We start from the raw sequence: 13,162 nt of genomic DNA, 5'->3' as shown, positions 1-13,162 counted from the left end.
GTAAGTATGAGCGTAGATAAGGAGAAAAAATTACAAAAAAGAGTTCTTAAAATCCTAAAAGATGAACTAGGATATAGATATATTGGCAATCTTGATGATGTAGACAATAAGTCTATAAGAGAAGATGACCTTATTAAAAACCTTGAAAGAAGAGGATATTCATCTCACTTAATAAAACTCGCATTAAATGAAGTAAGAAATGTAGCTTATAATCAAACGTCAGGTCTTTATCAAAATAATAAAGCTTTTTATTCACTTCTTAGATATGGTGCTCAAGGATTGAAAGATGAGAATAAAGATAGGGTAACTGTTCATTTAATTGATTGGGAAAATATTGATAACAATGATTTTGCAGTTGCTCAAGAGGTGAGTGTTTTATGTTTTGATAATAAAAGGCATAAACGTCCTGATGTCGTTATTTATGTCAACGGAATCGCTTTAGGAGTTTTTGAACTTAAAAGGTCATCGGTTAGTATAGGGGAAGGTATAAGACAAAATCTTACTAATCAAAAAGATGAAAACATCGCAAGGTTTTTTAATACTGTCCAATTTACTTTTGCAGGGAATGAAGCAGAAGGTTTGAAATACGGAACTATATGTACATCTGAAAAATATTACCTACGATGGAAAGAAGATTGTAATGCAAAGGACGCGTTGAACATTAAAATAAAAGAACTACAAGGTGAAGACTCTAATAGATTAAGAGATGGAATAATATCTATTTGTCAAAAAGAAAGATTTTTGTCTTTAATTTATGATTTTGTTATCTTCGATGCAGGTATAAAGAAGCTGGCTCGCCATAATCAATATTTTGCAGACATAGCTGCTAGAGCTTTTATTGATAGACGAGAGGGCGGCATAATCTGGAATACTCAAGGTTCTGGGAAATCTCTTATAATGGTATGGCTTACAAAGTGGATTATAGAAAATATAAAAAATAGTCGCATTGTAATTATTACCGATAGAGATGAATTAGACGATCAGATTGAAGGATTATTTTCTGATGTAGATATTAAAATAGCAAGGGCAAGTTCTGGTCAAAATCTTAGAGATTTATTAAACACATATGACGAATCCATTATTTGCTCCCTTATTCATAAATATGGTCATAATGCAGGAAAACAAGCAGATGTTGATTTGTATGTAAAAGAATTGGAAAAAAGCTTAGGTAGTGACTTTGAAGCTAAAGGAGAAATTGTAGCTTTTATCGATGAATGTCACAGGACAAATTCAGGCAAGCTACATAAGGCAGTTAGGACTATAATGCCTAATGCAACAATTATTGGTTTTACAGGCACACCACTTCTAAAAAAAGATAAGCAAACTAGTAGAGAAGTGTTTGGAGAATACATTCACACCTATAAATTTGATGAAGGTGTAGAGGATGGTGTTATTCTTGACTTAAGATATGAAGCTCGTGATGTTGATCAAAACTTAACGAATCAAGATAAGGTCGATCTGTGGTTTGAAACTAAAACAAAAGGCTTGACAGATTATGCAAAGAATAAACTTAAATCATCATGGGCATCATTAAATAAGCTTTATTCATCAAGACAAAGACTAGAAAAAATAGCCTGTGATATTATTTTTGATATGGAAACAAAACCAAGATTATCTTGTGATCGTGGAACAGCTATGCTTGTTGCTGGTGATATACTCCAAGCTTGTAAGTATTGGGAGATTTTCCAAAGCTCTGGATTTAAGAAATGTGCGGTTGTTACTTCCTACGAACCGAATGCTGCAAGTGTAAGAACAGCTACATCAGATTTAAATGAAGAAAGTGAAAGTGAATACAAAAAATCCATATATGAAAGAATGCTAAATGGAAGAACAACTCAAGATTATGAAAGTGAAGTCAAGAAGAAATTCAAAGAAGAGCCAGCTAACATGAAGCTTCTTATAGTCGTAGATAAGCTTCTGACAGGCTTTGATGCTCCAAGCGCAACTTATCTTTATATAGATAAGTCCATGAGAGATCACGATCTATTTCAAGCTATATGCAGAGTGAATAGACCAGATGGTGAAGATAAAGATTATGGATATATAGTTGACTATAAAGATTTATTTAAAAATGTTCAATTAGCAATAACTGATTATACTAGTGGTGCTTTTGATGGATATGAAGATGAGGACGTTGCTGGACTTATTAAAGGACGTTATGAAGAAGCAAAGGCAGAAATGGTTGGAGCTAGGGCATCACTTAATGATTTATTTTCAAATATCGAAGATAAATCTATTGACACCAAGGTTATTGAATATTTCTGTGGAGATAAAGAAGATGATGAAACCTATACTGGACGAAGAGAAATATTCTACTCGTTAGCTGCATCTTATACTCGTTCGTTTGCTAATTGTTGTGACAAGTTAGTCTCAGATTATGGTTATAGCGATAAAGATGTAAATAAATTAAGAAGAGAGATCACCAACTATAATAAGATTAAGGAAATGGTTAAACTTGCAAGTTATGATTATATAGACTTGAAACCTTATGAATCTGATATGAGGTATATTTTAGATACTTATGTTAAAGCAGAAGATACAAATGTTATAAGTGAACTAGAAAATATGTCTTTAGTAGAGCTTTTATTAAATAGTGAAACAACAACGCCAATTAATCAAATTGTAGATGCACTTCCTGGAGATGATGAAGCAAAAGCTGAAATTATAGATAATAATTTAACTTACGAAATAGTTAAGAAGAAATCATCAAATGAAGTCTATTATGGAAAGTTATCTGAAATGCTCGAAGAAGTAATCACGCAAAGAAAAATAGGTGCTATGAGTTATGGAGAATATCTTAAGGAAGTTGTAGAGCTTGCAAAATCTGTAATACATCCTGAAAACAGTGGATTTTATCCTGACGATATTAAAGATAGTGAAGCAAAAAGGGCAATTTATGATTATTTGGGAGTAAAGGAATCTTCGGTTGCTTATGAGGTAGATGCTGCAGTTAGATTATCCATGCAACCTGATTGGTCGGGTAACAAACAAAAACAAAATAGAATAAAAGGTGCAATTTATGATACTTTATGTTCATGTGGATACGAGGAAGATAAAGCTGGTAACCTAACAGAAGAAATCTTTGATCTTGCAAAGAGGCAGGTAGAATATCGTGAAATATAAGGAGAATATTGGTGGTATAGAGGCAGATGTATTTAAAAAAAATAATTTAAAAAATTTATATATAAGAATAATGCCACCAGAAGGGGATGTAAAAGTAAGTGCTCCAGCTATTTGCTCAGATGAAGAAATAAGGAATTTCGTTTTAAAGAAAATACCAGAAATATGCAAAGTTAGAGATAAATTTAAAAAACAGCCTAGACAGAGTAAAAGAGAATATGTTTCTGGAGAATCCCACTATTTATGGGGAAAGCCATACAGACTAGAAGTTATCTATGGAAATAATAAGTATGAAGTAGAAAAAACTCCTAATAAAATTATTTTAAAAATTCCAGAAGGAACAGATACCCTTAAAAGAGAATCAACTATTATAGAGTGGTACAGAAAAGAACTCAAGCGAGCTTTAGAGATTACTTCAAAGAAATGTGAAAGAAATACTGGACTAAAGGCAAATGAGTATAGGGTAAAGAATATGAAAACAAAATGGGGCACTTGCAATATTGATAAAAAAAGGATATGGATAAATCTTCAATTAGTAAAGAAACCTATGGAATGCTTAGAATATGTGCTTACTCATGAGTTAGTTCATTTTATAGAAAAGAATCACACTAATAGATTTCATGCTCTGGTGGAAGAATTTTATCCAACATGGAGAGAAGCAAGAAAATTGTTATCAGAAATGCCGTTAGATCATATAGAAAAGGACGACTTCTATGAAGAGAAAGACGCCGAGTGATGTATATGATATAAATCACAAAACAGGGGCATTAGTCATTGGTAAAAATAGACTTGATGACTATGCTACAAAATTTTTGAATAAATATTGCAAAGAAGCTCTTATTAAACCTATGCCTATACCAGTAGAAGATATATTAAATAAAATGAGTTTAGTTATTAAGGAAGAAAGACTATCTTCAAATTTAGATATTTTTGGTTGCTGCCTATTAGTTGATGGAGAAATAAAAGTATATAATCCTGAAACAAATGAGTACATGGAAAAATTTTTTGAACAAGGAACAATTGTTTTAGATTCATTAGCTGCAGAGGTATATGGGGAAGGTTCTAAAAGAAATACGCTAATACATGAATCACTCCATTGGGAAAAAGATAAGACATTTTTTGAAATACTTAGAATTAAAAACAAAAAACTCACAGAAAAAGTATATCCGATAATGCTCAGACAGTCAGAGAGATTTTATGAGCCGCCGAAAGGTAACCAGACCAAAGAAAATGAAGTTATGTGGTTAGAATGGCAAGCTCATAAATTGGCTCCTAGGATTTTAATGCCGTATTCAACTTTTAAAGAAAAAGCTCAAGAACTAATAAATAGAGAAGACATCACATGTGATGAAATAATTCAGGAGCTAAGTGATTTTTTTAAAGTATCTAAAGAATCTACAAAATATCGTTTATTTGAAGTAGGTCTTGAAAAAGAATTATCTAAAATTTCTGATTTTGACCGCATATTTGAAGATCAGCTATCTAAAAATGAGTTTGTTAAAATCTCATATATAGATGCTTTCCAAATGATTGAGAAAAATGAAGTTTTAAGTAATTGGATAGATGAAGGGAAATTTGTATTTGTTGATGGTTATTTTGTAATAGCAAATCAAGAATATATCGAATTCAAAGATGGCAAATTATCATTAAGTGCAAAGGCAAAAAGAAATTTAAAAAGATGTGTAATAAATATACGTGTTAAAAGGTATATTGAGCATGGGATTAGCAGAAAAAAGGTAGCTTTCTTATTAAAGGATGATGGGATTGATAAAAGGTTCTATCTTTTTAAACCTGAAGACCAGACACATTTAAATAGAGAAATTACAGCAGATGAATTATATGGATATTTTAGTGATACTTTAGACAAAAGAAAATATAGAAGATGAGATAAAATTTGAAAAATTGCTTACAGATCCACAGACGACGCTATGCGAATGACTATGATACTCATTTAGAAAAAATGACTGGATGCTACCTGAAAAATTTAATGAAGAAACTGAACTTCATAAAAATTATTATGTAAAATAATAAATAACAAATATAACAATATAGGAAAATATATTATAAACTTATGTATTGGATTGAAATATTCAGTAAGAACAATTCAAAAAATCTGATAATAAATTGAAAGAATTCGAGGACCCTGATAGATTGTATATCCTGATTTTTGAAAAAATGCCAGGTATCAATTTAAGAGATTTTAATAGCATATTGGAAAAGCGTCATATGAAGGTGCTTGGAAGTTGTATAAGATATAAAAATTAAATAAACCTGTAATTCACTGAGTTGGTTTTGAGCCTGTAAAGGGCTCTTTTTTTATGTCCAAAATTAATTAATGATTGAAAATTAAGCATTTCATAATCAACTCAGCGAGTTAATCATGAAATTTTGATTTAGCTCATACTATAAGTGTACTCAACGGTAGGGAAAATATAATTTTCAAAAGTATTAGTGCGCACAAATACGGAGATGCAAAAAGAATAAAAATTAGTAAATAAAGACTAATTTTTTTCAATTGTTGATAATTGGTCATTGAACAGTGTTAGGCTTTATAAAACTGGGGAGTATAAAACACAATCAAGAAGTTATTGTGAAAGAAAGATATTTAGCTGTATAAAAGATGGTTATTTATATGCACTAAATTATAACAATAGCAATTTTTTATATAAAATTAATATTGAAAATCCTATAGATATCAATAAGTTTGACCTTGGCTATGATATTATTAGAGTCTTCTATTCAGGGGAATACTCATATTTAACTAATTGGGGGGATTTTGTATTAGGTTATAAATTTGCGATTAGTAAAAATGACCAAATTTTCTCGAACAAAGATAATTCTAATTATCAAGGAAGAGGCCTACAAAATTTAATGTCTGCAACAGTAAATCTAGGCCTATTAATTTTAGGATATGGGGGATGTGAAGATACTTTTTATAAACTATTATTTCTTCATACCCCATATCTAGAAACAATTAATAACCTATCAAGCCCAATATTAAAAACGGCAGATAAGACAATGAAAATAACTTATACTTTAACAGAGAAGGAATAAAATGAATAAGTTTTTAGAAATATTAAAAGTGTGCTTTACAGCCATTGGAGGATGGTTGGGATTTTATCTTGGAAGTGTAGATGCTTTTATATACACACTACTTGCTTTTGTAATAGCTGACTATTTAACAGGGGTTTTAAGAGCAGGGGTCGAAAGAAAGCTGTCTTCATCCATAGGTTTTAAAGGGATAGCTAAAAAGATTATGATTTTTATAGTTGTAGGTATAGCAAACCTATGTGATGTAAATTTAATTAAAGGTGATGGAACAATGATAAGAACAGCCATCATCTTTTTTTTATAGCAAATGAAGGGCTCTTTATTTTGGAAAACTTTGTAGCACTGGGCTTACCAGTACCAGAAAAACTAAAGGCGATTTTAAAACAATTCAAGGAGGAGAAATAAATGAGTAATAGTCCATTAGTACAAGCAACAATTCTCTCACCTAACCATAGTGGAAGAAGGAATCAAAAGATTACTAAAATAGCAATCCACCACGCAGCTGGAGTTATAAACGGTAGAAATCTTGCTGGAATATTTGTGCAAAGGACAAGACAAGCATCAGCTAACTACAACTTAGGATCCGATGGAGTAATTGTTTTAGGTGTTGATGAATCTAACAGAGCGTGGACAACTTCGTTCTCCTGGTGTGACAATCGAGCAGTAACAATTGAAGTAGGGAACTCTACAAGAGGACCTCAGTGGTTAGTTTTTGATTACGTTTTAAATAGACTAATTGATTTAGTTACAGATATCTGTAGGAGAAATGGAATCTATCCCTGCACATTTACTGCAGGTAAGGATGGTGTACTTCAAAAAGATGAGTGGTATAAAAACACTAACTGTCCTGGCCCATATCTTGGCAGCAAGTTTCCATATATAGCGAACGAAGTAAACAAAAGACTTAGAGGGAATAATACTGTCAGTAAACCAGTAGGTGGGATTTATAGAGTTAGAAAATCTTGGTCAGATGTCAAAAGTCAGAAAGGTGCATTTAAGAATTTAGAAAATGCCAAAAGATGTGCCGATAGATTTAGATTAAAAGTATTCGATGCTAATGGCAAGATAGTATATCCAGTTGGAAAGACAAGCGACCAATTAGCAAGAGAAGTTATAAGTGGAAAATGGGGTAATGGAGAAGAGAGAAAAAGAAGATTAACTCAAGCTGGATATGATTATAAAGAAGTTCAGAAAAGAGTAAATGAATTAATTTAATAGGAATAATAAGGCCTGATAGATTTCTAATTTAGAAGTTTATCAGGCTTTTTTAATTTTTAGAAATATACAAATAAAAAACATTTCAAAATGGTATAATATATTTAACTAGTTAATGTTTGGAGTGCGAAGATGAAAAATAGCAAAAATTTCAATCTTTTTTTAATGGATGGAGAAGTTACTGGAAGAATAAAGTGTACTTTATCAAATTGGACAGGCATTGCATATAAAATTCCAAGGACGTATCTTGATAAATGTAAGGATAGACTAGATTTAAAGCGCAGTGGAGTATATTTTTTATTTGGCAAGAACGATGACGGTGATGATGAAGTATATATAGGTCAAGCTGGTATAAGGAAAAATGGTGAAGGTGTTTTATTTAGAGTAGCAGAACACTTAAAAGATAAAAATTTTTTTTCTGATGCAGTTATGTTAACCACACAAAATAACTCATTTGGACCTACAGAAATCTCATATCTAGAGAATAAATTCACTAACATGGCTATCGATGTAGATAGGTATAAAGTAAGAAATGGAAATGATCCAAACCCTGGAAATGTAACCGAAGAAAAAGAATCAGAATTAGAGGATTTTATAGAGTATTCAAAAATGGTTCTTGGTGTCTTGGGATATAAAATATTCGTTCCTATAGTTGATAAAGATACAAAAGAAAGATATGAAAATAATAATGACAAAGAGTCAATCCTCTATCTTTCAAGAAAAAGTGGTAAGTCAAATAGACAGATAGAAGCAAAATGTAAGAGAACAGATGAGGGTTTTGTTGTATTAAAAGATAGCATGATAGAAACTATAGATTCTCTTGCCATCCCAAAATCGATAAAAGAATTGAGGGAGCAATGTATAGATAAAAATGAAATTGTAGATGGAAAGTTGAATAAAAACTATTTATTTAATAGTCCATCCTATGCAGCCGCTTTTGTTTTAGGGACAAACGCAAATGGGAAAACACATTGGAAAACTGAAAACGGTATAAGTTTAAAAGACTTAGAAGAAAATGAAATGAAGTAGTAATAACAGGTACGAGACGATATGCGATTGCAATATCGTCTTTTTTTATACCTTTTAATGGTTATGACAAAATAGTGTGCAAAACTTTAAAATAATGGTTACAAAATTCACGCATTAAATTGTATCCAAATAGAAAGATTTTGAGACCCGCCTTATAACACTGGTTCGGCATTTGAATATTACGATGATAACCTTGAACATTCCACATGGTTATCACTTATAAAACCAAGGCTTGAAATATTTAGAAACCTTCTTTCAGATGATGGAAGTATTTGGATAAGTATTGATGATGACGAAGGGCATTATCTAAAAGTCCTTTGCGATGAAATATTTGGAAGGAGTAATTTTGTTAATACTTGCATTTGGCATAAAAAGCATACAAGAGCTAATGATGCAAGATGGTTTTCTGATAATCATGATTTTATTTTGGTTTATGCAAAAAATAAGGAAGGGTGGAAACCTAATTTGTTACCAAGCACTGAAGAAAGTGCAAAAGGTTATACGAATCCGGACAATGATCCTAGAGGCATTTGGTCATCAATTATTAGAAAACGACCATACAAGAGCATATTTACTCTTGTATGGTCGTTTCTTCTTTTGTACCGCTTAAAGGCTATCAGTTAAATATGATTTCCATAAATCCCTAACTGAAGGCTTTTTTTTAAGCGTACTTTGATTTGTAATTTTGCTGCAGCGGTGGTTTTAATAATATTTAATGAAGCTTATAGTCACTTTTCCCATAATGTTGCTTCAGTTTATATGACTTGGGCTTTTAGCTATCCTAGTCTAGCAGGTATCTTTTACTTAATACTTTATCAATTAAGAAATAAATTAAATACTTTAGTCACCCTAGATTTTTACCGTCTAGCTATAATCTTTTTTCCTCTGGAATAGCTAGCTTAGCCTTAGTATCTGTCTTAGTAGGAGTCTTTGCGATTGCAGGGACTGACTCAGCCTATATCCAATATCTTTGGTATTTAAGGAGTGGGTTAACAAGTCTTGGTTTACTCGGAATTTTATTTATGCTAGTAAAAGCAATAGGGATTGGACAAGAGATTCCTAATTGAGGAAGATAATATTAGATATAATAATAACCAGTCCCGGATTCTCCATAGGTAGAAGGTCCGGAGCTGGTTTTTTTCTGTGATAAAATTAGTTAATAAGCGTGTGTTTCTTTAATAGCGTAAACCAACAGCTGCTTCGATTTCTGCCAGTGTTTCATTAGCAGTTTGGCTGGCTTTCTTGGCCCCTTCGCTTAGGATATCTGTTAAATCAGAAGAAGACATTAATTGATTAACCTTGCTTTGAATTGGTTCTAGGAAGCTGGCCACTAAATCGGCTAAATCCGTTTTAAATTGACCATAGCCTTTGCCGTCATATTGGGCGACGAGTTGGTCAATAGATTGCCCCGAAAGATTAGAGTAAATAACCAATAAATTCGAAACTGCAGATTGATTTTCTTTATCATAGTTAACCTGACCCAGAGAATCGGTCATAGCTGACTTGATTTTCTTAACCACTGTCTTAGGTTCATCCATCAATGAAATAAAGCCCTTAGGGTTAGAGTCAGATTTGGACATCTTAGAGGTTGGATCTTGTAAACTCATAATCCGGCCGCCTTCTTTAGGAGTGATAATATCTGGTTTAACTAGAATACCACCAAACCGGCTATTAAAACGGTCGACAAAGTTACGGGTCAATTCCATATGTTGTTTTTGATCTTCGCCGACAGGGACATATTTAGCCTTATAAAGGACGATATCCCCAACCATTAGAGTAGGGTAAGTTAATAATCCCGCATTGACTGTTTCATTTTTGGCTGACTTATCCTTAAATTGGGTCATTCGTTCTAATTCACCCAGACCAGTCAAACATTGGATAATCCAGGCTAATTGTGCGTGGGCAGGAACATCAGATTGCACAAAGATTGTTGATTTCTTAGGGTCTACTCCGAGCGCAATATAAAGGGCTGCCAATTGTCGGGTCATTTTTCTTAATTTTTCTGGGTCTTGTGGAACAGTGATGGCATGTTGGTTCACGACACAATAAGTTGCATTATATTGGTCTTGTAAATCCACAAAGCTTTTCATTGCGCCAATATAGTTACCAATTGTAGGAATACCAGAGGGTTGCACTCCGGAGAAGATGTTTTCTTTCATTTAAAGGCCTCATTTCCGTGATTCTTATGTCTTAGTATAGCTTATTTTTCATTGAAAATAAAACAAGCAAGAAAAAAATATGAATAAAAAGAATTATTTGTGAAATTTTAGTGAAGTTTAAATGCAAATTTATTAAAATTTTATTTATAAGTTAATCTTAAATGATTATTAATAATCCTAATATCTATTTTTAAAAGCGATAAATATAGTGTTTTAAAAATGGTTTCAAACTTAAATTGATTAAAAAAATTATTTTTGAAGTAACCACAATTTATTTTTTGGGAAAATACCTTGATAAGCGGTATAGATGAGTGTATAATGGTGACCATAAGTAAGATGATTAGAATATTATTTGACCTTGAAAGAGGAAGAGTAACTTGCCATTGGCTGCTTTAGAAGAAAGGGATGGTCCTTTATGGTAACCTTATACATAACGCCTTCGTGTACATCTTGCAGAAAAGCTCGTTCTTGGCTTGAAGAAAACAATATTGAATATGAAGAACGTAACATTTTTACTGATCCATTGACTGCGAATGAGATTAAAGAAATTTTACAAATGTCAGAAAATGGTACTGAAGATATCGTTTCGACACGTTCTAAAGCTTATTCAGAATTAGATGTTGAGTTAAGCGACTTACCAATGAATGAATTCTTTACAATGGTTCAAAATGAACCAGGTTTACTCCGTCGTCCAATTATTCTCGACGAAAAACGTCTTCAAATTGGCTATAATGAAGATGAAATCCGTCGTTTCTTACCTAGATCAGTTCGTGCTCGTGAATTACAACGTGCAAGAGCTTTGGTAAACGACTAAGAACTATTTATTTAAATCATTAAAAAGCCTGGATCTCCAGGCTTTTTATTTTTGTCAGATTATTATTCTCTTGACTTGATTTTGATATAGGAAGTATGACTTGCATTCATTTTATAGTCTGTTACAATTCAAAGTACATTAAAATAGTTACTGGTACTCAAAAAGGGTATAATAAAGATGGTAACTTTGGAGGTGACATGGATGGAAATGGAAAGAATTAATGACAATCTAATTAAAGTCTCAATTGATGCGGTTGACTTAGATGAAAGGGGCGTCAATTTCTTAGACTTAGTGAGTGGTCAAGAAAATATAGAGCGTTTCTTTTATTCGATTTTGGAAGAAGTTGATGTTGACCGACATTTCCGCGAGTCAGAAGCGGTAACGTTTCAAGTCATTCCGAATAAAAAAGGCTTAGAATTGTATATATCTCGGAATAACTTTGAAAATCCAGAGGAATTCTTCTCAGAAGATATGATGAATCATCTTTTTAAACAGAAAGATAAAGAGGACTCTCCATCCGTTAATAAAACAGATCAAGAGTCATTGTCAAATAAAGAGCAACTAGAAAATTTTGATTTAGTTGACTATCTCAAAAAAGGGTTTTCTGAAGAATTAAATGAGACAGACCTGGAAGAAAATGAGAATTTTAGACCCAATGAGGATGTTGTTGTTCGCTTTGAAACGATTGATGACTTTATTAGCTTAGCAAAAGATATGGTTGATTATGATATGACATCTAATCTATATTATATGTCTGAATCCTATTATTTAGCCTTAGATGAGGTGTCTGAAACGGTAAATGATACTCAACTTCATTTGATTATTTTGAAAATGTTTGATTATGGTCAAGATGTGACTGTATCTGAAGCTTATTTACATGAACATGGCCGGTTAATCCGCAAGACGGATGCTATAACTTTTTTTGCTGATAAATTTTAACTAAATTAATTTAACATTTGAAAGACCTAATTTCTAATAGTGTACTGACCCCCTAAAGTTGGACCAAAAAATCCAACTTTAGGGGGTCTTTGTATGGCTAAATATAGCTTAGATTTCAAAATGAAAGTCGTCGTAGAATATCTTTCGGATACGATTGGATACAAACCGTTAGCTAAAAAATACAACATGAAGGATACTTAACAGATAAGGCGGTGGGTCAATTCCTAACAAACCCTGGCCAATGAACTTGGGATAAATAATCCATTCCTGATTGCGACTTGGCGCAGGATATATCTTTCGCAAGGGATTAACGGTTTGTCTCGTCCGAAAGGAAGATCACCCCATCTTGTCATCATTTAAACCTAACAAGCGAACCAACTGATTATAGAACTTGAATACGAACTTGAGTTACAAATGGAAAAGGGCTGTAGGAATCGATAAATCAGATAAATGACTCGGACCACCCGTAAAGAAAGCCATGGGAAAATAGGTAAAGTTAGCAATCATGTGTTCAAAACCGAAGAAGCCAAAAGAAGCAATGATAGCGAGGATAAACATAATTTTCGCAGCTTACTTCTTTAACTGGATGGATCCCAGAATAGTAATGTTAACCATAACATTGGCAAGGATTCCTTCAATAAAGACTTGACCCGCGCTTTTAGCAAGCTTGCCACCGACGTTAATCGATCTTAAACAATACTACCAGAGGTCATGGTCCAAGAGCTTTAACTTACGGTGGCTGGCAGCATTTAGTTTATCTAATAGAGATGGGGTTTCTTGCATGCAAAGTCTTTCTTGCTTTAATTTCAGCTATAGTCTACCTTGTTTAGCCAAG

Annotated in this window: 10 protein-coding genes and 2 pseudogenes; 10 read left to right on the top strand and 2 right to left on the bottom strand. The window is 32.5% G+C overall.

Annotation, left to right across the window (positions count from 1 at the left end; genetic code table 11):
* The first annotated feature begins 6 nt into the window (after positions 1-6).
* The 8 genes and pseudogenes from G396_RS0102095 to G396_RS11140 form a co-directional block, all read left to right on the top strand.
* Entirely contained in the window at positions 7-3,123 is a 3,117-nt protein-coding gene (locus G396_RS0102095) for a type I restriction endonuclease subunit R (RefSeq protein ID WP_028124896.1), read from the top strand.
* Entirely contained in the window at positions 3,113-3,856 is a 744-nt protein-coding gene (locus G396_RS0102090) for a M48 family metallopeptidase (protein WP_028124895.1), read from the top strand. The genes G396_RS0102095 and G396_RS0102090 overlap by 11 nt, the downstream gene beginning before the upstream one ends.
* On the top strand, positions 3,834-5,006 hold the full coding sequence (locus G396_RS09895) for an ImmA/IrrE family metallo-endopeptidase (RefSeq protein WP_211224441.1): 1,173 nt from the start codon (positions 3,834-3,836) through the stop codon (positions 5,004-5,006). Before G396_RS0102090 ends, G396_RS09895 begins: the two co-directional genes overlap by 23 nt.
* Before the next feature lie 646 nt (positions 5,007-5,652).
* Complete coding sequence (locus tag G396_RS09890; RefSeq protein ID WP_051221058.1) at positions 5,653-6,174, top strand: hypothetical protein; 522 nt, start codon at positions 5,653-5,655, stop codon at positions 6,172-6,174.
* Position 6,175: 1 nt separating this feature from the next.
* Positions 6,176-6,576, top strand: a pseudogene (locus G396_RS09885) (phage holin family protein).
* Entirely contained in the window at positions 6,577-7,386 is an 810-nt protein-coding gene (locus G396_RS0102070) for an N-acetylmuramoyl-L-alanine amidase (protein ID WP_028124894.1), read from the top strand.
* Between the two features lie 132 nt (positions 7,387-7,518).
* Positions 7,519-8,415 (top strand): GIY-YIG nuclease family protein, encoded by an 897-nt coding sequence (locus G396_RS0102065; protein WP_028124893.1) that lies wholly within the window; start codon positions 7,519-7,521, stop codon positions 8,413-8,415.
* A gap of 156 nt (positions 8,416-8,571) precedes the next feature.
* Positions 8,572-9,039: pseudogene (locus G396_RS11140) on the top strand (DNA methyltransferase); the annotation flags it as partial.
* A 551-nt stretch (positions 9,040-9,590) separates the two neighbouring features.
* Here G396_RS11140 and trpS read toward each other — a convergent pair.
* On the bottom strand, positions 9,591-10,574 hold the full coding sequence (gene trpS / locus G396_RS0102050; RefSeq protein ID WP_028124890.1) for a tryptophan--tRNA ligase: 984 nt from the start codon (positions 10,572-10,574) through the stop codon (positions 9,591-9,593).
* A gap of 415 nt (positions 10,575-10,989) precedes the next feature.
* Between trpS and spxA the strand changes: the two genes are divergently transcribed.
* Positions 10,990-11,388, top strand: coding sequence for a transcriptional regulator SpxA (spxA, locus tag G396_RS0102045; protein WP_028124889.1), 399 nt, complete (start codon positions 10,990-10,992; stop codon positions 11,386-11,388).
* A gap of 201 nt (positions 11,389-11,589) precedes the next feature.
* Complete coding sequence (locus G396_RS0102035; protein ID WP_028124888.1) at positions 11,590-12,327, top strand: adaptor protein MecA; 738 nt, start codon at positions 11,590-11,592, stop codon at positions 12,325-12,327.
* A 408-nt stretch (positions 12,328-12,735) separates the two neighbouring features.
* Here the strand turns inward: G396_RS0102035 and G396_RS11325 are convergent, their stop codons facing one another.
* A complete protein-coding gene (locus tag G396_RS11325; protein ID WP_155857390.1) occupies positions 12,736-12,885 on the bottom strand; it encodes a hypothetical protein in 150 nt (49 codons plus the stop codon).
* Positions 12,886-13,162 lie beyond the last annotated feature (277 nt).

It is taken from the genome of Eremococcus coleocola DSM 15696, from assembly GCF_000428865.1.
Taxonomy (GTDB): Bacteria; Bacillota; Bacilli; order Lactobacillales; family Aerococcaceae; genus Eremococcus; species Eremococcus coleocola.
This window is presented reverse-complemented; position numbering and strand designations above follow the sequence as displayed.

Bases quoted from the DNA above. Each gene is read 5' to 3' on its own strand.
- G396_RS0102095 (WP_028124896.1), top strand. From the start codon at position 7: ATGAGCGTAGATAAGGAGAAAAAATTACAAAAAAGAGTTCTTAAAATC.
- G396_RS09895 (WP_211224441.1), top strand. From the start codon at position 3,834: ATGAAGAGAAAGACGCCGAGTGATGTATATGATATAAATCACAAAACA.
- G396_RS0102070 (WP_028124894.1), top strand. From the start codon at position 6,577: ATGAGTAATAGTCCATTAGTACAAGCAACAATTCTCTCACCTAACCAT.
- G396_RS0102065 (WP_028124893.1), top strand. From the start codon at position 7,519: ATGAAAAATAGCAAAAATTTCAATCTTTTTTTAATGGATGGAGAAGTT.
- trpS (WP_028124890.1), bottom strand. From the start codon at position 10,574: ATGAAAGAAAACATCTTCTCCGGAGTGCAACCCTCTGGTATTCCTACA.
- spxA (WP_028124889.1), top strand. From the start codon at position 10,990: ATGGTAACCTTATACATAACGCCTTCGTGTACATCTTGCAGAAAAGCT.
- G396_RS0102035 (WP_028124888.1), top strand. From the start codon at position 11,590: ATGGAAATGGAAAGAATTAATGACAATCTAATTAAAGTCTCAATTGAT.
- G396_RS11325 (WP_155857390.1), bottom strand. From the start codon at position 12,885: ATGTTTATCCTCGCTATCATTGCTTCTTTTGGCTTCTTCGGTTTTGAA.